Genomic DNA, 20,607 nt, shown 5'->3' on the forward strand with positions numbered 1-20,607 from the left:
TGCCAGCGACAGGAATCACTATGAAATTTTCAGAACAATGGCTGCGTGACTGGGTGGCTCCGCAGCTTGATACACAGGCAATCGCCGATCAAATTACCATGGCGGGCCTCGAGGTCGATGCCATTGAGGCAGTTGCGTCCTCATTTAGTGGAGTAGTGGTTGCAGAGGTACTGACCAAAGAGAAGCACCCCGATGCTGACAAGCTCAACGTGTGCACTGTTAATGATGGTACAGGTGAGCCAGTGCAGGTTGTTTGCGGTGCTCCCAACGTCGACGTGGGCCAAAAAATTCCGTTTGCTCAGGTGGGTGGTGTTCTGCCTGGTGACTTTAAAATCAAAAAAGCTAAGCTGCGTGGCGTTGAGTCTCGCGGGATGATTTGCTCGGCTTCTGAGCTAGGCCTGGAAGAAGAGACGTCACCGGGTATTTTTGTGCTGCCCACTTCTGCACCAGTAGGTGAAAGTTTTCGGGAGTACATGCAGCTCGACGACATGACCATTGAGGTTGATCTCACGCCGAACCGTGGTGATTGTCTCAGCATTAAAGGGCTGGCACGAGAAGTGGGTGTGCTCAATCGCCTTCCGGTGAATGGGCCCGATATTGCTGCTGTTGATGCCAGTATCGACGATATTTTTTCAGTGTGTATTGAGGCACCAGAGCAATGTCCGCGTTACTTGGGCCGTATCATCAAAGGCGTTGATGTTAGCGTCGACACTCCACTGTGGATGGTAGAGCGCCTGCGGCGTAGTGGTGTTCGTTCTATCGACCCCGTCGTTGATGTCACCAACTATGTGATGCTTGAGCTGGGTCAGCCACTGCATGCCTTTGACCGCGATAATCTTCACGGCGGTATCACTGTTCGTTTGGCGCGTAACGAAGAGCGGTTGACCTTACTGGACGGGCAAGAAGTGGCGCTCAGGCCAGAAACGCTGGTTATTGCAGATGATAAAGGTCCCCTTGCAATGGCTGGTGTCATGGGAGGCGAAAATTCAGGGGTAAATGAGAAGACTGATACGATTTTCCTGGAGTCTGCTTATTTCACGCCGCTAGCCATCGCAGGGCAGGCGCGTTCATATGGTCTCCATACGGATGCCTCTCATCGTTTTGAGCGCGGCGTTGATCCCGCACTTGCCAGTGTGGCAATTGAGCGAGCCACTCATCTCCTGTTGGAAATATGTGGCGGTCAAGCAGGGCCTGTTAATGAATTGTCCAGTAGCGAACACCTGCCAGCACCATGCAACATCGTGCTGCGCGAAGCGCGTCTAGAAAGTGCGCTTTCGAAGCGACTGCCAACAGAAGACGTGACCGATATTCTTCAGCGTTTAGGACTTGCGGTTGATAAACAAGTAGATGGCTGGTCAGTTACAGCACCGAGCTGGCGTTTTGATGTGGCGATCGAAGAAGATCTCATCGAAGAAATTGCGCGTGTCCATGGTTACAACAACTTACCTGTCCGACGTCCTTCGGCACGTTTGGCGCTGCGCTCGGCTAACGAGGCGGGATTAACGCAAGCTCAGCTACGTAATCAAATGGTAGCTCGTGGTTTTCAAGAAGCGATAACTTACAGCTTTGTTGCACCTGACCTGCAAGCGACGATGTTGCCTGACGCTGCTTCACCTGTGCTGGCGAACCCGATTTCGTCAGATCTGTCGGTGATGCGGGCTAGCCTGTTCCCCGGCTTAGTGCGCGCTCTCGAGCACAACCTTAATCGCCAGCAAACCCGTGTTAGGTTATTTGAAACGGGATTGGTATTTAACGGCCATTTAGACAACCTTTCGCAGATCCCGATGATGGGGGCGTTGGTATGCGGAAGCCGTGAGGCTGAAGGCTGGAGTGGCGCTAAAGCCCAGGTCGATTTTTATGATCTCAAAGGGGATTTGGAAAGTCTGCTAGCGCTTGGTGGCGCGATTGATGCATGGCGCTTTGAGCCAGGTGAGCATCCTTCATTACACCCTGGGCAAACGGCGAAACTATTGCATTATGATAAACCCGCCGGTTGGATTGGCACATTACATCCTCAGGTGCGAGCTAAGCTAGGTTTGAAAGTTGATGCTGTCATGTTTGAAGTTCGCTTGGATGCACTCAGCGAAGGTGTCATTCCAGCCTTTGAGCCGTTGTCTCGTTATCCAGAAGTTCGCCGTGACTTGGCCTTTACTGTTAAGGCGGAAACGCCGGTGCAGGCGCTGCTTGACTGTGCAAAAGCGCAAGCAGGTGATTGCTTAAAAGACATCAAGCTATTTGATGTCTATGCTGGTAAGGGCGTCGCCGATGGATGCAAGAGTATCGCGTTGGGCTTGACGTGGCAGCACGCATCGCGCACGCTAAATGACGATGAAATCAACTTGTTGGTTGATACCATCGTCTTAGAATTGCGAGCTGAACTATGCGCTGAGCTACGTGGATAATTAAATAACGCCATGACACGATGCTTATCACGTTCTTGGCAATGCGTTTGCTACATGGAGGGGGCTTTATGGGTGCGTTGACCAAAGCAGAGCTAGCAGAACATTTACACAATGAGCTTGCGCTGTCGAAGCGAGAAGCGAAAGCCATGGTTGAGGCTTTTTTTGAAGAGATTCGTGCCTGCTTAAGGGAGAATGAGCAGGTCAAACTATCTGGCTTCGGAAATTTCGATTTGCGTGACAAGCGTGAAAGACCGGGGCGTAACCCCAAAACAGGGGAAGAGATACCCATTTCTGCTCGCCGCGTGGTTACTTTTCGACCCGGTCAAAAATTAAAGCAACAGGTCGAGCGCTATACAAATAGCTTACCTTCCGTCAAAAGCTAAGCGCGCTGTTGTAGTTGTTTAGAGGGGCTGTTCTAGGCAGCTATATTTAGTCAGTCGCAAATGAAAAGGAGCGCCGTGCGGTGCTCCTTTTTTTCAATTGTCTGACTAAAGCCCGCGTCCTTCAATGAGCCAGGTGATCACTACCTTAATGACATAACCCAGCATGCCTGCCCCCAAAACGACAAAAAGCATGATTGTGCCAAACTTCCCTGCGTTCGATTTCTTCGCTAAGTCCCAAATAATAAAGCACATAAACACAATTAAACCACCGACCATGATCGGTGTTATCCATGCCTCGAAGAGCTGCTGCATAAGGTTTCCTGCTGGATGTTTGATAGTCGTCTCATGAGAAGGCGTGTGCCGTTTTTATGAGTCGTGTTAATATTTGACCAAATTCATCGGGTATTTGTCGACTGAACAAAGCACAGTGCGACACTATTGCAGAGGAGTATGGGCATGCCAACGTTAACAATTCTAGTCGGTACAATGTACGGTGGAGCGCTAGATGTTGCAGAGCAACTAAGACCTTTGTTTGAACAGGCTGGCTATAATGTTGACATTTCTGAGCAGCCGACGATTGATGATTTAACCCATAATCAAAATCTTACGCTATTTTGTGTCTCGACTACGGGAAGTGGCGACTACCCCGGTAATTTCGTTTCCTTTGTGAGAGGGCTTCAGGAAAAAAGCCCTTCGCTAACATCGTTACGCTATGGGTTGATTGCATTAGGCGATAGCTCTTACGGAGATACGTTCTGTGGGGCGGGAAGGGCACTTGATGCACTACTAGGGGAGTATGGCGCGACGCGTTTGGGCGATAGGCTGGAAGTAGATGCCATGGAAACCTTTATGGCAGATGACGCCGCTATTCCATGGGCAGAAGAGTGGATTGAATCTCAGCAGCTAAAGGTCGCTTAACAATGCAGCGAGTCTCTTTCTCCCCAGAGCGCATAAGCGTTGCCCTCGGGCTGTGTATTGTAATGGTAGCTGCGATACCCCGCTATATGGCAGAAGGGCATGAAACACGCCAAACATTATTGCTCATTGCGCTAGCCATTGTGGCGGTTGCTGCTGCTGTACAATGGAAAATGTTGTCAGATAGTGCGCGAAAAGCATTACCAAAATTATGTCAGCGTTTGTTAATTATGCTGATAATGGGAGCTTTGGTAATGGGGGCTTGGCATGGTCTGTTCACTGACTGGATTAGTTGGCAAGTGTTTATTTCCCACGCTGCAACGTGTGGGCTGCTATTCCACGCTATTTCTTTATGGTGGAAGCAACGCGATTAAAGACCGTTGCTTGAGGTAGGGTAATTAAGCTACAAAGCTTCAATTAACGTTTAGAAATGCTTTTGGCCGTGCTAGCGTCAAAAAAATAGACTAAATCGGTTGTTTTGTTAGTGAGTATCCTTGTATTTGTGGGTTATGCCCCCATCTTGCGAGCATGGCGCTTGCCACGATGCGCTAGGGTTCTTAAAATTGCCCCCTTGAACTTATTTTACGCAATCAACATAACGCCCAGCCGCTAGAGGACAATTCATGCAAGTTTCCGTCGAGACGACCTCCCAGATCGAACGCCGTATCACTATTCAGGTGCCGGGCGCCGAAATCGATGAGGCCGTCAGCGCTCGCTTGAAAGACACTGCGAAAAACGTTCGCCTGAATGGTTTTCGCCAAGGCCGAGTGCCGATGGCTGTAGTTCGTCAGCGCTATGGCGACAGCGTGCGCAATGAAGTGGTAGGTGAAGTGATGCGCGAGCGCTACGTGCGTGCCATCACAGAAGAAGGTCTTAACCCTGCCGGTTTCCCCCAGATTGAGCCAAAAGTAAACCAAGCTGGCAAAGATCTTGAGTTTGTGGCGGTTATGGAAATTTACCCGCAAGTCGAGCTTGCTTCTATCGAAGGCACCGAAGTAGAACGCCCGGTAGTGACAGTCAACGATGCCGATGTCGAAGAAATGATCGATACGCTGCGTAAGCAAAACGCTGCGTGGGAAGAAGTCGATGCCGCTGCGGCTGATGGTGACCAAGTGACCATCGATTTCCAGGGCTTTCTAGGAGATGAACCGTTTGAGGGTGGAAGTGCTGAAGGCCATGCCCTGGTTATTGGTTCTAACAGTTTCATCCCAGGCTTTGAAGAGCAGCTGATCGGCGCGAAAGCAGGTGATGAGAAAACAATCACTGTTACGTTCCCGGAAGATTACCAAGCCGAACACTTGGCTGGTAACGAAGCTACGTTCAAAGTCACTGTTCACATTGTGAGCAGCCAAGCGTTGCCCGACGTTGACGCTGAGTTCATTGAGCGTTTCGGTGTTGAAGATGGTGATGAAGCCAAATTCCGCGCCGAGATCAAAAAGAATATGACGCGCGAAGCCGCTCAAGCGGTTGATAACCGTGTTAAGCAACAGGTGTTAGACGCGCTGAAAAAAGCCAATGACATTCCTGTGCCAAGTGCGCTTGTTCAGCAAGAAACCGATGGTATGAAACGTCAAGCAGCTCAGCAGTTTGGCTTGGGCGAAGACTTTGATGTTAGCCAACTGCCAAATGAGCTGTTTGAAGCGCAAGCTAAAGGCCGCGTTCAAGTAGGCTTGTTGTTGGCTGAAGTTATTAAAGCGAATGAGCTTGACGCTGACGATGACGCTATTAAAGCCAAGGTTGAAGAGCTGGCAGAGCAGTATCAAGATCCCACTGAAGTAGTTGAATACTACATGGGTAATGAGCAGCTCAAGACTCAGGTGAAGTCTGCCATTCTGGAAGAAAAAGCTGTTGATAAGCTGCTAGAACAGACGAACGTTAAAGACGTTGAAATGTCATACCAGCAGGCATTGGCAGCTGCTCAGCAACAGGCCGAGCAAGACGAAGGTGTTGAAGAAAGTGAGCAAACTAGCGCTTAACTTCATCGCGTGGCGCACCCCACATGGGTGCGCTTTCCCTTACAGGACGCAAGGAATCACGAATGAGTGAGTTTGATATTCAAAACGCCGGCGGTTTAGTGCCTATGGTGGTTGAGCAGAGCGCCAAAGGGGAAAGAGCCTATGACATCTACTCGCGTCTACTAAAAGAGCGTGTCATTTTCTTAGTTGGACCCGTTGAAGATTACATGGCGAATTTGGTAGTAGCGCAGCTGCTATTTCTTGAGTCAGAGAATCCTGATAAAGATATTCATCTTTACATTAACTCGCCCGGTGGGTCTGTCACTGCAGGTATGTCCATTTACGACACCATGCAGTTTGTAAAGCCTGACATATCGACTGTGTGTATTGGTCAAGCGGCCAGCATGGGAGCACTGCTGCTTACAGCAGGTGCAGAAGGTAAGCGTTATTGTTTGCCAAATTCCCGTGTCATGATTCATCAGCCGTTAGGCGGCTATCAGGGGCAGGCGTCTGATATCGAGATTCACACTCGTGAAATTTTAGGTATTCGTGAAAAGCTGAATCAAATTTTAGCTCATCACACTGGCCAAGACCTCGATACCGTTGCCAGAGACACTGACCGTGACAACTTTATGAGCGCCACTAAAGCCCAAGAATATGGCTTGATTGACGCAGTGCTGGATAAGCGGCCTACATCCTGATAGCGTGATAGTATTCTGCTTTTCTAACGAGCTTTTCCGGTGGCGCAAGCCGCCGCAGTGATAGAGGTACGCGAATGGCCGACGGCAAAGGCAAGGACGAAGGTGGCAAGCTTTTATACTGCTCGTTTTGCGGTAAAAATCAAAACGAAGTACGCAAGCTAATTGCAGGCCCGTCCGTGTATATCTGCGATGAGTGTGTCGACTTATGTAATGACATCATTCGCGAAGAAGTTCTCGAAGCCGATGCCGAGAGCGACGAAGAGCGTTTACCTACGCCTCGTGAAATACGTCATACATTAGACGACTATGTCATCGGACAAGATCGCGCCAAAATGGTGCTTTCTGTGGCGGTTTATAACCACTATAAGCGCCTCAAGACGGAAGTGCGTGAAGGCGATGTAGAACTAGGTAAATCAAACATTCTGCTTATTGGCCCTACGGGTAGTGGTAAAACGCTCCTGGCGGAAACCATGGCGCGGTTGTTAAATGTACCTTTTACCATTGCCGATGCCACAACGCTGACAGAAGCGGGCTACGTGGGTGAAGATGTTGAGAACATCATCCAAAAGCTTCTGCAAAAATGTGATTACGATGTCGAGAAGGCTGAGCGGGGTATCGTCTATATCGATGAAATCGATAAGATTTCGCGTAAGTCTGATAATCCATCTATTACCCGTGATGTGTCGGGTGAGGGCGTCCAGCAGGCGCTACTCAAGTTAATTGAAGGCACAACAGCCTCCGTGCCACCGCAAGGGGGGCGTAAACACCCTCAGCAGGAGTTTGTTCAGGTCAACACGGCCAACATCCTGTTTATTGTGGGTGGTGCTTTCGCGGGACTTGATAAGGTTATCCGTGATCGTGCTGAAAAAGGAGGCATTGGCTTCAATGCGAGCGTGAAGAGCAAAGAGTCTTCACGTGGCGTTGGTGAGTTGCTGGCCGACGTAGAGCCAGACGATTTAGTGAAATTTGGTTTAATTCCCGAATTCGTTGGACGTCTGCCCGTTATCGCGACGCTTACTGAACTTAATGAAGATGCGCTGGTGCAAATCTTAACTGAGCCTAAGAACTCTCTGGTTAAGCAATATGCCAAGCTCTTTGAGATGGAAGATGTGACCCTCGAGTTCAGAGATGAGGCGTTGCGTGCTGTCGCGACGAAAGCAATGGAGCGCAAGACGGGTGCGCGAGGTTTGCGTTCTATTCTTGAGTCTGTACTGTTAGATACCATGTATGAGATTCCTTCACTTGAAGGGGTTAGTAAGGTGGTGATCGATAGTTCAGTGATCGCTGGCGAGAGTGAGCCTCTACTGATCTATTCGCAGCAAGAAGATGCGCGTGTTGATGGCACCGACGGCTAGTACCAGTGATGGCTAGTATCCAAGTGCACGCCACGGCCTAGCTTTTACCGCTTGCGCCAAACCAAGGGGTCGCCTAGGCGGCCCCTAGTTATTTAAAGGTTATTCATGAAATGTTTGCCTAGCTGCTCAGCGCCTAGTGTCATGCTTTTCATACTGTGAGGTACTTGGCTAAGTACCCTTTCAAGTACTCATCCGATTTTGAGGAACGTCTGCGATGCAGCAGAACGCCGATCAGACACAATGTCTACCCCTGTTGCCTTTGCGGGATGTGGTCGTTTACCCGCAAATGGTTATTCCACTTTTTGTTGGTCGTGAAAAGTCCATCCAAGCATTGGAAGCGGCGATGGAGGCCGATAAACGTGTCCTGCTGGTGGCTCAGCGCGAGGCCTCCCAGGATGACCCCGATAACGCTGATCTTTATGCCATGGGCACCGTGGCCGATATTATGCAGCTACTAAAATTGCCTGATGGCACTGTCAAAGTGTTGATTGAAGGTAATTTTCGCGCTGACGTTATTGATATTAAAGAGCATGAGACGGGCTACACCCAAGCTTATTTGGTTCCTCGCGAAAGCGAGCCACTAACCAGTCGTGAGCAAGAGGCGCTGGTACGTGTGCTGCTCAACCAATTTGAGCAGTACGTCAAGTTGTCAAAAAAAGTACCTAATGAGGTGCTCAATTCGCTTTCTGGTATTGAAGACCCAAGTCGATTGGTCGATACCATTTGCGCGCATTTGTCGTTAAAGATAGGTGACAAACAAGAGTTGCTCGAAATGGATCGCGTACGCGATCGCATTGAGCACTTAATGGCGCTTATTGAGTCAGAGATAGATTTGCTGCAGGTTGAGAAACGTATCCGCTCGCGTGTGAAAGAGCAGATGGAGAAGACCCAGCGCGAGTATTACCTCAACGAACAGATGAAGGCCATCCAGAAAGAAATGGGTGAGCTGGATAATGTGCCGAATGAGGCTGAAAAATACGAGCAAGCTATCGCCTCATCGGGGATGCCCAAAGAAGCCGCTGAAAAAGCTACTCAGGAGCTTAATAAGCTAAAGATGATGGCTGCTAACTCAGCCGAGGCGACAGTGGTTCGCTCTTATCTAGACTGGCTCATTGCCGTTCCCTGGAAAAAGCGTACCCGCGTGAAGCACGACTTAGTGAAAGCTCAGGAAGTGCTGGATCAAGACCACTACGGCTTAGAAGAAGTCAAAGCGCGTATTCTTGAATACCTTGCTGTACAAAAACGCGTACGCAAGATGAAGGGGCCCGTATTATGCTTGGTAGGCCCGCCAGGTGTGGGTAAAACCTCCCTTGGTCAATCTATCGCGCGGGCCACCAATCGAAAGTATGTTCGTTTGGCGTTAGGGGGCGTGCGTGATGAGTCGGAAATTCGTGGCCATCGTCGTACCTATATTGGTTCATTGCCAGGTAAGTTAATGCAGCGCATGAGTCGTGCTGGTGTTAAAAATCCGCTGTTTTTATTGGATGAAGTCGATAAACTCGGTATGGATCACCGCGGAGACCCTGCGTCAGCACTGCTAGAGGTGCTTGATCCTGAACAAAACAATAGCTTTAGTGATCATTATCTCGAACTGGATTACGACCTGTCTGAAACGCTATTTATCTGCACCGCTAACTCGATGAATATTCCCGGTCCATTGTTGGATCGTATGGAAATAATCCGTTTGCCGGGTTACACAGAAGATGAAAAGCTAGCAATCGCAAGACGCTATTTGTTGCCCAAGCAGCAGGAAGCAAATGGCCTCAAAACAGAAGAACTGGCTCTCAACGATGATGCTCTGTTGGAGATAGTGCGTTACTACACCCGTGAAGCTGGGGTGCGTGAGCTGGAGCGTCAGATCGCTAAAGTTTGCCGCAAGGTGCTACGTGAGCGTTTAGAAGCAGAGCAGGCGGCTAGTGGCAAGCAAGGCAGTAAGCTGCAGGCTCAGCAGGTGCTAGCAGCTGACGATATCGAAGCTTATGCAGGTGTTCGCCGTTACAGCTATGGGTTAGCCGAGCAAGAAGATCAGGTTGGCCGTGTGACAGGGCTGGCATGGACATCGGTTGGCGGCGAATTGCTCAGTATCGAATCAGTTGTTACGCCTGGCAAGGGGCGCATTAACAAAACTGGCTCCCTTGGCGATGTTATGAAAGAGTCAGTGAGTGCAGCTCAAACCGTCGTTAAAGCACGTGCGAAAGAGTATGGTATTGATCCGCAGCGGTTTGAGAATGAAGACTTACATATTCACGTTCCAGAAGGTGCTACACCCAAAGATGGCCCTAGTGCAGGCATTGCCATGGTAACTGCCATCGTCTCTGCCTATACGCAACGTCCTGTGCGTTGTGATGTGGCCATGACGGGAGAAGTGAACCTACGGGGTGAAGTGATGCCCATCGGAGGGCTAAAGGAGAAATTGCTGGCAGCCCGCCGCGGTGGTATAAAGACCGTCTTAATTCCTGAGGAAAATCGTCGTGACCTCAAGGAAGTGCCAGAAAATATTAAAGGGGCGCTTGATATCCGCCCGGTACAGTGGATAGATGAAGTACTGGCCGTAGCGCTACATAACGATCCAATTGACGAGAGCGTCTCGTTAAAAGGATCCGACCCGGCCTTTAGTTCAACCGCCGTAACGAGTACTCATTAAGCGTTAATGCTCTTTCGAGTTTTAACATTACTTAATAGTTTTGCCCAAGACCTTGAGTTACGGGCATTTCTCGGCACTGTGCTTGACAGGGGTTTCAAGGCATTGCTATAAAACATAGCTGCGCTTTGAAGTTGTATGTAATGGTAGCAGTGCCGTTCAGAGCCATTTTTTGAAACAGTTAAGGGGTGAAGTGTGAATAAGTCCGAGCTGATTGAAGCTATTGCCGCATCTGCTGATATTCCGAAAGCAGCGGCAACCCGCGCATTGGATGCCATGGTGGAATCTGTCACCGATAGCCTCAAAAAAGGCGAAAGTGTTTCACTGGTAGGTTTTGGTACTTTCGCAATTAAAGAACGTGCTGCACGTACTGGCCGTAACCCGCAGACGGGTCAGCCGATTGAAATTAGCGCTGCAAAAGTTCCCAGCTTCAAAGCCGGTAAAGCGCTGAAAGACGCCGTCAACTAATTGGCTCGCGTTTGCTGTAAGCTAATGGGCGCATCGCATCCGCGATGCGCCCATGTTTTTTTCTGGCCCGATAGTTAGGGCGATAGATAGCTGTGATGATCTGAGGCTAGCATGCTGCAAAGTATTCGAGATGGCTCCAGAAGCTGGGGTGCCAAAATAATTATCGGTGTTATGGTTGCTGCCATGGCGCTTTTTGGCGTGGAGTCACTGTTTAGTGTCTTTGGCGATGACCCTAATCAAGTGGCAAGCGTTAACGGCGAACCAATTATGCGTCAGCAGGTTGAGCTTGAGGTACAGCGTGCGCTTCGTTCTGGGCAAGTGCCACCAGAGCAAGAGCGGGCGCTTCGTAACGACGTGCTTGATCAACTGATCACTCAGCAGCTGCTGACGCAGTATGCTGAAGACGGCGGTGTGTTTGTCTCTGATGCTCAATTAGATCAAATGATTGTTGGCTTGCCAGAGTTTCATGACCAAGATGGCCGGTTTTCGGCTGAAATTTTCCGCAATCGTCTTGCTGGAGCGGGATACACCCCAGTGGCGTTTCGCGAGGAGCTGCGGGCTGATATCAAGCGCCAGAATTTGCAGCAAGGGCTCGCTTTTAGCGACTTCAGTCTGGAAAGCGAGCAGGAACGTTTAGCTGAGCTGCAGCGTCAGCAGCGCAGTTTTCGCTATGTGTTATTAGATGCTAACGATGTAAGCGTTGATGTGGATGTTACTGAAACGCATTTGCAGGATTACTTCGACGAAAACCAAGCACGTTTCGTGCGCCCTGAGCAGGTGCGCGTTGAATACGTGCTAGTTGACCGTCAAACCATGGCGGAAAACGTTGAGGTTGACGAGCAAGAATTGCGCGATGCGTGGCGCGAACAGAATCGCAATGCTGATCGACGCGTTTCCCATATCATGGTGACATTTGGCGACGAGCGTAGCCGAGAAGAAGCGCAAGCACACGCCAACGAGGCTCTAGAGGCCTTAAACAGTGGTGATTCGTTTGCCGACACAGCACTGCGTTACTCAGATGATACGGCGAGTGCTGAAGAAGGTGGCGACCTAGGGGTTATTAGCCGTGGTTTCTTTGGTGAGGCCTTTGATGAAGCAGCCTTCGCTCTTGGTGAGGGTGAAACATCGCAACTAGTAGAAATGGATGGTGCATTTCATATCCTTAAGGTAACTGAGCTTGCAGCACCCGCCTTTGAGGAACAGCGCGAGGCACTTCAACGAGATGTTGCTCTACGTGACGTCAATGATGAGTTCAACCAGCAAGTGCAGCGTTTAATTGATGAGAGTTTCGCCGCCGATGATCTACAAAGCGTGGCGGATGACCTCGGTCTAACGCTTAACCAGACTGACTGGTTAGCACGTGGTGAAGGAGAGGGCGTACTTTCTGAGCCAGGTGTACTTGATGAAGCCTTTAGTGCTGACGTGTTAGAAGAAGGCTATAACAGCGAAGTGATCGAACTTGATGATGATCGCCGACTTGTGCTGCGTGTCGCAGAGCATCGTGAAACGACTCAACTGGCATTAGACGATGTACGTGATGAAGTCGCGAGCGCGGTTGCTGCTCAACAACGCCAAGAGGCGCTTAAGCAAGAGGCATCGCGTATGATTGCCGCGCTGGAAGCGGGCGAGGCCAACGACATTAATTGGCTTGAGGCAACCAATATTTCACGCCAGTCTGAAAGTGTGCTTCCCCAATCGGTAGTGCAGGAGGTGTTTCGTATGCCGCGCCCGCAAGAGGACGATAGCATTTACCGTGCTGTATCGCTGCCGGACAGCGTGGCTGTCATAGCGCTGGATCGCGTGTCAGTAGGTGAAGTTGACGAGCAGCTAACGTCATTCGTTGCACAAATGGCTGAGCAACTCCGCGCACAGTCTGTCATTCAAGGCTTGGTAGACGATCTGCGTAGTGATGCTGAAATTGAGCGTTAATTAACCCGTTTCATCATTCACAAAAAAGCCGGCCAAATTAATTTGGTCGGCTTTTTTGATGATTCAAACACGTTAGCAGCTAGGGTGGATTAGCGAGAGTAAATTGGCGCAGAATAGGCATGGCACTTTGTTCTGTTGTGCTATCAACCACGATGTCCCAGCCATGCCGGTCATCCCAGTCACCAAGAACAAAGCGTTTTGCGGGCACATCCTCGACCGTCAAATCATGTACCTTTGGCCGATGGGTGTGACCATGAATCATGGTGGTGACACCAGAGCGCGCCATCAGCGTCACTACTTCTTCGGGTGTCACATCCATGATTGCTTCCGCTTTACTTGCGTTAGCATCGCCTGACTGCATGCGCAGACTTTTAGCAAGCTCCAGTCGCTGATCAAGGGGTAAGGATAATATCTGCGTTTGCCACTGAGGATCTCTAGACTGTTGGCGGAACGCCATGTAAGCATCATCTCGAGTGCAAAGGCTGTCGCCGTGCAGAATGACGGCTGGCACGCCCTGGAGTTCTACTGTTTGGTTTTCGGGTATCAGAGAGGCTTGGCACTCATGGATGAAGCGCTCGCCAATCAAAAAGTCACGGTTGCCGTGCTGGAAGTAAATGGCGGTTCCGTTGCTGCTTAATTTACGTAACCGTTTGATTACTTCCCAGGCAACGCCGCTAAGAGGGTGGGGTGTATCAAGAAGATCATCCCCAATCCAGGCGTCAAACAGGTCGCCTAGAAGATAAAGGGCATCAGCCCCCGCAGCGGTGCGTTCTAAGTAACGATAAAACCCCTGATTAATCTCAGGGGTATCGCTGCTTAGATGCGTATCAGCTATCAGCAGAGTGCGCATAAAGCTCCCATAATCAGTCGGCTTCTTTTACGTAGGCGCGCTCAATGATGACATCGTCTGCGGGCACGTCAGCATGCATGCCTCGGCGTGTGGTGCTTACCCCACGGATAGCGTCTACCACGTCCATGCCTTCAACAACCTCTCCAAAGACTGCATAGCCCCAGCCTTGAAGACTTTTGCCGCTATGATTCAAGAAGCTATTGTTACCAACATTGATAAAGAACTGCGCTGTGGCAGAGTTGGGGTCTTGAGTGCGTGCCATGGCAAGTGTGCCGACCGTATTTTGTAATCCATTGTCGGCTTCGTTTTCAATTGGGTCGCGTGTCGGCTTTTGGTTGAATTCTTGATCGAAGCCACCGCCCTGAACCATGAAGCCATCGATAACACGATGGAATAAAGTGCCATCGTAGAAGCCGTCGCGAACATATTGCTCAAAATTGGCGGCAGTTTTGGGGGCTTTTTCATGATTAAGCGCAATAGTGATGTCACCGTGGTTGGTCTGTAATACGATCATAGATAAATTCCTGTTCAATAAAGGCGTTCGCCTTGGCGCTGTGCACCGGCGTCACGTTATAATAACGGTTTTGCTTGGCACCGCGAAGCGCAAACCCTAATAGCGTAGGCATTGGCTGCCTAGCCCGCCATCCACCATGAGGTTATCAACACCACCATGACCAACGAGACCACCCCAGCGCCGAACTTCATTCGCAACCAAGTACGCGACGAAATAGAGGGCGGCCAGGTCACCAAAATTGTGACGCGCTTTCCTCCCGAGCCCAATGGCTTTTTACATATCGGTCATGCAAAGTCGATCTGTTTGAACTTCGGGTTGGCAGAGCAGCTAGGTGGTGAGTGTCATCTGCGCTTTGACGACACCAACCCGGCGAAGGAAGAGCAGGCGTATATTGACGCTATCAAAGAGGATGTCAGCTGGTTAGGCTTTCACTGGGCAGGGCCCGTTCGCTTTGCTTCTGATTATTTCGACCAGCTTTATGCATGGGCACAGCATTTAATTCGTGAAGACAAAGCCTACGTTGATGACCTTTCTCCGGATGAAATTCGTGAATATCGTGGCACACTGACGGCACCAGGCAAGTCAAGCCCCTACCGCGAGCGTAGCGTTGACGAGAACCTCGGCCTACTTGAACGCATGCGAAATGGCGAGTTTGGTGAAGGCGAAAAAGTACTTAGGGCTAAAATTGATATGGCGTCGCCTAATATCAACCTTCGTGACCCGATCCTTTATCGTATTCGTCATGCCAGCCACCATCAAACAGGCGATAAGTGGAAAATCTACCCGTCGTACGATTTTACCCATGGACAGTCCGATGCCATTGAAGGCATTACGCATTCAATTTGTACGCTGGAGTTCGAAGATCACCGCCCACTTTACGAGTGGTTTTTGAATAACTTGCCGGTTCCCTCCAAGCCGCGCCAAATCGAGTTTGCCCGTCTTAACCTTGATTACACCCTGACCTCGAAGCGCAAGCTAAAACTGCTGGTTGACGAGCAGATTGTCGATGGTTGGGATGACCCACGTATGCCAACCATCTCAGGGATGCGTCGTCGTGGCTACACGCCAGCTTCTATCCGCAAGTTCTGCGAGATGATAGGTGTGACTCGCGCTGATGGCGGCTTGGTAGATATTGCCATGCTAACGCATGCGATTCGCTCTGATCTTGAAGACAATGCACCCCGTGCAATGTGCGTGTTGAAACCACTTAAGGTGGTGCTGACGAACGTTTCTGAAGATCATGAAGAAGTGTATGACGTGCCTGGGCACCCTGCGCGAGACGACATGGCGGTACGCAAGGTGCCATTTAGTCGTGAACTCTACATAGACCAAGACGACTTCATGGAAGACGCGCCCAAAAAGTTTTTCCGGTTAGCGCCTGGTAAAGAAGTTCGTCTGCGTAATAGCTACGTGATTCGTTGTGAAGACGTACTTAAGAACGAAGCCGGTGACGTGACGGAACTGCACTGTTCGGTAGATTTCGATACCCTGGGCAAAAATCCTGAAGGCCGCAAGGTAAAAGGTGTGATTCATTGGGTGAGTGCTGCCCATGGTGTGCCGATGGAAGTGCGTTTGTATGACAATTTGTTCACGGTTGAGCAGCCAGATCGTGATAAAGATGTCGATTTCCTCGATCACCTGAATCCGGACTCCTTGGCGGTGTGCCATGCTATTGGCGAGCCCAGCTTAGCGGATGCTGTTTCAGAAGATCGCTTCCAGTTTGAGCGAGTGGGCTACTTCTGCGCTGACCGTCATACGTCTAAGCCAGGACAACTGGTGTTTAATCGTACCGTTGGGTTGAAAGATAGCTGGGCGAAAATCAAACAGAAGGGCTAAGGAATCGTCATATGCACATTTATAATACGCTGACACGTCGCAAAGAACCGTTTACCCCGCTTGAGGCGGGTAAAGTCAGCATGTATGTCTGCGGCATGACGGTGTATGACTACTGTCACCTTGGCCACGCGCGGGTCATGGTGGCCTTCGATGTGATAACCCGCTATCTACGTTATCGCGGCTATGACGTTACTTATGTGCGTAATATCACTGACGTAGACGATAAAATTATCAAGCGTGCAGAAGAGAATGGTGAATCGATTAGCGCACTTACCGAGCGCATGATACAGGCGATGCATGAAGACGAAGCTCGTTTAAGTGTGTTGCCGCCAAGCCAGGAGCCAAAGGCGACAGGGCATATTGGTGATATCGTTGTCATGATTGAGACGCTAATTAAGAAAGGCTTTGCCTACGCCGCTCCCAATGGTGACGTGTATTACCGCGTTCGCAAGTTTGCTGATTACGGTAAGCTAAATAATCGTCAGCTTGATGATATGCGCTCTGGTGCGCGGGTTGAGATTGATGTTCATAAAGAAGATCCGCTCGATTTTGTGCTTTGGAAAGCCGTCAAGCCAGGTGAGGAGCATTGGCACTCTCCTTGGGGTAATGGTCGTCCAGGATGGCACATTGAGTGTTCAGCAATGTCGACGTGCTGTTTAGGCGATACCTTCGATATTCATGGTGGCGGGCCTGATCTTACGTTCCCTCATCATGAAAACGAAATTGCCCAATCAGAGGCAGCGACGGGTAAAACCTACGTCAATACCTGGATGCATGCCGGGGCAGTGCGGGTTAATCAGGAAAAGATGTCAAAATCGTTAGGTAACTTTTTCACCATCCGCGATGTGCTGGAAGAGCATGATCCAGAAGTGGTGCGTTACTTGTTGGTGGCTAGCCACTATCGCAGCCCCATTAACTACTCGGTGGATTCTCTGCATGAGGCGCGTAAATCGCTGACGCGTTTCTATACAGCATTGGAAGGTGTGGAAGGTGCAGCGTTAGAACGTGTGGAAGTGTCTCCTAGCGGTGACGGTGATAAGGCAAGCTATGCTGAGCGTTTCACCATGGCGATGGATGATGACTTTAATTCGCCTGAGGCGTTAGCGGTGTTATTTGATCTGGCGCGGGAGCTTAATCGCGCTAAAAGTGAGTCACCAGAAAAGGCGCAGCGTTTAGCGTTTGAATTAACGCGCTTAGCAGCAGTGTTAGGGCTTTTGCAGCAAGATCCTCAGACCTTTTTGAAAGGTAACCAACGGCAGGTCGCGCTGAGTGAGGCTGACATTGAAACTAAAATAGCGCAGCGCAAGGAAGCAAAAGCGAATAAAGATTTTGCTCAGGCGGATGCTATTCGAGACGAACTAGCGAGCATGGGAATTATCCTTAAGGATTCCCGTGAGGGGACAACGTGGGTGATTGAAGCGCCTTAAGCGTTATCAATGTTAAGCGTGTGTTTTCAAAGAAGGAGCCATCGAATAAAAGCGTTGTGCATGTCAGGCGTCGTTGATACGGCGCCTGACGTCAATGTAGTTGGCTCTTATACTGAGATGATGCCTTCAATACGCTAACTAATAGGATGACTATATGCGCTTTCTTTTAAAACCAATCGTCGTTGCTTGTATCTCAGCCACCGCTTTTTCAAATGCTTACGCCAGCGACCCTGTTGTGGTGTCATCTAAGATTGACACCGAAGGCGCCGTGCTAGGTGAACTGATTATTCAAACGCTGGAGCGTGGTGGCGTGCCAACGGTAGATCGCCTTCAGTTGGGCGGCACCAGCGTTGTGCGCAGTGCGCTTGAAACGGGAGAAATCGACCTTTATCCCGAATATACAGGTAACGGGGCTTTTTTCTTTGATATGACCGATAGCCCCGTCTGGAATAGCGCAGAGGATGCTTACCAGACTGTCAAAGAGCGCGACGCAGCGCAGGGGCTGGTATGGCTTGAGCCTGCTAGCGCCAATAACACCTGGGCAATGAGTATTCGGGAAGATGTGGCAACGGCCAACGGCTTAACGTCGCTTGATGATCTTGCTGATTATTTAAACGACGGTGGCGAGTTTAAATTCGCCGCTAGTGCCGAATTTGTTGAATCCGCTCAGGCATTACCTGCGTTTCAGGACGCCTATGGTTTCGAGCTCAACGAGAACCAGTTGTTAGTGCTGTCTGGCGGTAACACAGCGGCTACCATGCGCGCTGCTGCTCAGCAAACAAGCGGTGTTAATGGTGCCATGACGTACGGAACTGATGGTGGCTTAAGTGCATTGGGTCTTGTTGTTTTAGAAGACGTTAAGGGCGTTCAGCCGGTATACCAGCCATCGCCGGTGATACGTGCCGAGGTACTAAAGACTTACCCCGAGATTGAGACACTCCTCAACAATGTATTTACCACGCTGGATCTTGTTACGTTGCAAACACTGAATGCTGACGTGGCTGTCAATGGTTTTTCTCCTGACCAAGTAGCGAGCGACTATCTTGATAGCCTGGATGACTAATGAATGTCACTGATAGACGCCTTTTCATCGCCAAACCGTCAATATGGGCATATTAATGCGGTATTGATATGTTTAAGTGTCGGGATGTTAAGCGCTGCTTGGCTGCTTGGCGTAGTTAGCGTTGCGCCCAACCGCATTGTAGCGGGCACATCTTATGGCTTAGTAACGGCGATAGGCTGGCCTGGGGCGCTGCTTGTTTCCTTGCTATTCGTCGCCGTGGGCGGTTTGGCTATCAAGCCAAGCCGCCTTCATTATTGCGCTCAGCTATGCATCGTCACACTAACACTATTATTGATGCCATTCGGGCTTATGGTGGCAGGCCACTGGCTGATTGACCCGACGCTGCCGCAAGCGCGCTTAGGGATTGGTGCTGGCTATTGGGTGGCGCTTTTTTTGCTTTTGTTGTGCTTAGTAGAACTGCGTTTACGCTTGGAATTGTCGCGACTCTGGACCACGTTATTGCTCAGCAGTGTGGGGGCAGCGTGGTTGGTTTGTGCGGCGTTATGGCTTGATAACTTAGCCCTTGTGCAAGAGTTTCAGGCGCGAGATAAGCAGTTTTATCGTGCCATGCTGCAGCATGTGGTGCTGGTTAGCATAGCGGTAAGCGTTAGTGTGGTGGTCGGTTTGATTCTCGCTATGCTGATGCGACGTTACCAACGCCTGCAACGCGTTGCCTTTGCATTGCTGAATTTCCTGCAAACAATTCCGAGTTTAGCTCTGTTTGGGTTATTACTAGCCCCGCTTGCCTGGTTAGCTGCTAACGTTCCATTTTTAGCGCAGTTAGGTGTCAGCGGTATTGGCACTACCCCCGCACTGATTGCGCTCATTGCCTATAGCCTGCTGCCGATGGTGCGCAATACCTACATAGCGCTCGATGAAGTCGACTCAAATACCTTAGAAGCGGCTAAGGCGATGGGCATGCGCCCGCGTCAGCGTTTTTGGCAGGTAAGGTTTCCTTTGGCGCTGCCGATACTGTTAGAAGGCGTGCGAATTACGGCTGTACAAGCCATTGGATTAACCGCCGTTGCCGCGTTGATCGGGGCAGGTGGGCTAGGTACGTTTATTTTTCAGGGATTGGGCCAAGCGGCCATGGATATGGTGCTGCTTGGCGCGCTGCCTATTTTGGTTTTGGCACTTATTGTAGATGCTGGATTGGGGGCATTAGCTGACGCGCTTCGCCCCGGAGGACACGAATGATAGAGCTTTCCCATGTGTCGAAGCACTTTGGAGAAGACACAGCGGTTGACGATATCTCCTTACACGTCGCGAAAGGAAAGTTCTGTGCGCTGGTAGGGTCATCAGGCTGCGGAAAATCGACGATGCTACGTATGATTAATCGTTTGATTGAGCATAGTAGTGGCGACATTGTCATCGACGGACAGGCAATAGAGCACTATGACCTGGTTAAGCTGCGGCGTCGTATTGGCTATGCGATTCAAAGTACCGGCCTGTTTCCCCATTGGACCGTCGCGCGCAACATTGGCTTGGTGCCGCGTTTATTAAAATGGTCTTCCGCTGATGTTAAAGCACGTGTTGAAGAATTAATGTGCTTGTTGGGCCTTCCCATGGATGAGTTTGCCCATAAGTATCCGCACCAGCTCTCTGGTGGACAGGCCCAGCGGGTTGGCGTTGCTCGCGCATTAGCGGCAGATCCTGATATTTTGCTGATGGACGAGCCTTTTGGAGCGCTAGACCCTATAACCCGAGAAAAGCTTCAAGACGAACTGGCAAAGCTTCAAGCGCAGCTGCATAAAACGGTGGTGTTTGTGACCCATGATATGGATGAAGCGCTTAAACTAGCGGATCATTTAGTTGTTATGCGTGAAGGCCGTGTTGTTCAGCAGGGCACACCGCTAGCGTTGCTTCAAAATCCTGTCGATCCGTTTGTTGAGTCGCTACTGGGTGGGTTGGAGCGTGGTTTAAAACAGGCAGCATTAACCCGCGTGAAAGACCATATGTCATCGCTTGGACAGTCATTGCCTGCTCAATCGCGTATTCCGGGTGATTTTTCACTGCGCCAAGCGCTTTCGATGATGCTGCGTGATCACTGCGATAGGCTTACGGTTGTCGACCAACAAGACATGCCCATTGGTGAGTTATCGTTGCGCAAAGTGGTGAAAGAGGCTCAGCTAGACAAGGTGAGTCATCGTGAAGCGTGATGGTGACCG

Annotated in this window: 18 protein-coding genes; 15 read left to right on the forward strand and 3 right to left on the reverse strand. The window is 50.2% G+C overall.

Annotation, left to right across the window (positions count from 1 at the left end):
* The first annotated feature begins 20 nt into the window (after positions 1 to 20).
* Together pheT and ELY33_RS00760 are read left to right on the forward strand one after the other, a co-directional pair.
* The gene (gene pheT / locus ELY33_RS00755; RefSeq protein WP_126942476.1) at positions 21 to 2,402 is read left to right on the forward strand and encodes a phenylalanine--tRNA ligase subunit beta; all 2,382 of its coding nucleotides are present in this window, start codon (positions 21 to 23) and stop codon (positions 2,400 to 2,402) included.
* 68 nt (positions 2,403 to 2,470) lie between these two features.
* Positions 2,471 to 2,785 (forward strand): integration host factor subunit alpha, encoded by a 315-nt coding sequence (locus tag ELY33_RS00760; protein WP_126942479.1) that lies wholly within the window; start codon positions 2,471 to 2,473, stop codon positions 2,783 to 2,785.
* A gap of 105 nt (positions 2,786 to 2,890) precedes the next feature.
* Here ELY33_RS00760 and ELY33_RS00765 read toward each other — a convergent pair whose 3' ends face one another.
* On the reverse strand, positions 2,891 to 3,097 hold the full coding sequence (locus ELY33_RS00765; protein ID WP_038483925.1) for a DUF2788 domain-containing protein: 207 nt from the start codon (positions 3,095 to 3,097) through the stop codon (positions 2,891 to 2,893).
* 144 nt (positions 3,098 to 3,241) lie between these two features.
* On the opposite strand from ELY33_RS00765, the gene ELY33_RS00770 reads away from it, so the two are divergent.
* The 8 genes from ELY33_RS00770 to ELY33_RS00805 all read left to right on the forward strand — a co-directional run bounded on the left by ELY33_RS00770 (position 3,242) and on the right by ELY33_RS00805 (position 12,749).
* A complete protein-coding gene (locus ELY33_RS00770) occupies positions 3,242 to 3,703 on the forward strand; it encodes a flavodoxin domain-containing protein (protein WP_126942482.1) in 462 nt (153 codons plus the stop codon).
* A gap of 2 nt (positions 3,704 to 3,705) precedes the next feature.
* Positions 3,706 to 4,074: a hypothetical protein gene (locus ELY33_RS00775; RefSeq protein WP_126942485.1), complete on the forward strand. Its 369-nt coding sequence runs from the start codon at positions 3,706 to 3,708 to the stop codon at positions 4,072 to 4,074.
* A 249-nt stretch (positions 4,075 to 4,323) separates the two neighbouring features.
* Positions 4,324 to 5,676, forward strand: coding sequence for a trigger factor (gene tig / locus ELY33_RS00780; RefSeq protein ID WP_126942488.1), 1,353 nt, complete (start codon positions 4,324 to 4,326; stop codon positions 5,674 to 5,676).
* Positions 5,677 to 5,738: 62 nt separating this feature from the next.
* Positions 5,739 to 6,356, forward strand: a complete 618-nt coding sequence (gene clpP / locus ELY33_RS00785; protein ID WP_126942491.1) for an ATP-dependent Clp endopeptidase proteolytic subunit ClpP — start codon at positions 5,739 to 5,741, stop codon at positions 6,354 to 6,356.
* A 74-nt stretch (positions 6,357 to 6,430) separates the two neighbouring features.
* Complete coding sequence (clpX, locus tag ELY33_RS00790) at positions 6,431 to 7,711, forward strand: ATP-dependent Clp protease ATP-binding subunit ClpX (protein WP_083003875.1); 1,281 nt, start codon at positions 6,431 to 6,433, stop codon at positions 7,709 to 7,711.
* A 214-nt stretch (positions 7,712 to 7,925) separates the two neighbouring features.
* Complete coding sequence (gene lon / locus ELY33_RS00795; protein WP_126942494.1) at positions 7,926 to 10,355, forward strand: endopeptidase La; 2,430 nt, start codon at positions 7,926 to 7,928, stop codon at positions 10,353 to 10,355.
* 192 nt (positions 10,356 to 10,547) lie between these two features.
* Complete coding sequence (locus tag ELY33_RS00800; RefSeq protein WP_009724302.1) at positions 10,548 to 10,820, forward strand: HU family DNA-binding protein; 273 nt, start codon at positions 10,548 to 10,550, stop codon at positions 10,818 to 10,820.
* A gap of 111 nt (positions 10,821 to 10,931) precedes the next feature.
* On the forward strand, positions 10,932 to 12,749 hold the full coding sequence (locus ELY33_RS00805) for a SurA N-terminal domain-containing protein (protein ID WP_126942497.1): 1,818 nt from the start codon (positions 10,932 to 10,934) through the stop codon (positions 12,747 to 12,749).
* A gap of 79 nt (positions 12,750 to 12,828) precedes the next feature.
* Here the strand turns inward: ELY33_RS00805 and ELY33_RS00810 are convergent, their stop codons facing one another.
* Positions 12,829 to 13,599, reverse strand: a complete 771-nt coding sequence (locus tag ELY33_RS00810) for a UDP-2,3-diacylglucosamine diphosphatase (RefSeq protein WP_126942500.1) — start codon at positions 13,597 to 13,599, stop codon at positions 12,829 to 12,831.
* A 13-nt stretch (positions 13,600 to 13,612) separates the two neighbouring features.
* A complete protein-coding gene (locus ELY33_RS00815; protein ID WP_126942503.1) occupies positions 13,613 to 14,113 on the reverse strand; it encodes a peptidylprolyl isomerase in 501 nt (166 codons plus the stop codon).
* 156 nt (positions 14,114 to 14,269) lie between these two features.
* Here ELY33_RS00815 and ELY33_RS00820 point away from each other — a divergent pair, with 156 nt between their 5' ends.
* From ELY33_RS00820 to ELY33_RS00840, 5 genes are all read left to right on the forward strand, one after another.
* Positions 14,270 to 15,949, forward strand: coding sequence for a glutamine--tRNA ligase/YqeY domain fusion protein (locus ELY33_RS00820; RefSeq protein WP_126942506.1), 1,680 nt, complete (start codon positions 14,270 to 14,272; stop codon positions 15,947 to 15,949).
* 11 nt (positions 15,950 to 15,960) lie between these two features.
* The gene (gene cysS, locus ELY33_RS00825; protein WP_126942509.1) at positions 15,961 to 17,376 is read left to right on the forward strand and encodes a cysteine--tRNA ligase; all 1,416 of its coding nucleotides are present in this window, start codon (positions 15,961 to 15,963) and stop codon (positions 17,374 to 17,376) included.
* Positions 17,377 to 17,530: 154 nt separating this feature from the next.
* Positions 17,531 to 18,439 carry a glycine betaine ABC transporter substrate-binding protein OsmF gene (gene osmF / locus ELY33_RS00830; RefSeq protein ID WP_126942512.1) on the forward strand — a complete coding sequence of 303 codons (909 nt, stop codon included), beginning with the start codon at positions 17,531 to 17,533 and terminating at the stop codon, positions 18,437 to 18,439.
* A 3-nt stretch (positions 18,440 to 18,442) separates the two neighbouring features.
* Positions 18,443 to 19,636, forward strand: coding sequence for an ABC transporter permease (locus ELY33_RS00835; protein WP_126942515.1), 1,194 nt, complete (start codon positions 18,443 to 18,445; stop codon positions 19,634 to 19,636).
* On the forward strand, positions 19,633 to 20,598 hold the full coding sequence (locus ELY33_RS00840) for an ABC transporter ATP-binding protein (protein ID WP_126942517.1): 966 nt from the start codon (positions 19,633 to 19,635) through the stop codon (positions 20,596 to 20,598). Before ELY33_RS00835 ends, ELY33_RS00840 begins: the two co-directional genes overlap by 4 nt.
* Positions 20,599 to 20,607 lie beyond the last annotated feature (9 nt).

It is taken from the genome of Vreelandella andesensis, from assembly GCF_003989795.1.
Classification (GTDB): domain Bacteria; phylum Pseudomonadota; class Gammaproteobacteria; order Pseudomonadales; family Halomonadaceae; genus Vreelandella; species Vreelandella andesensis.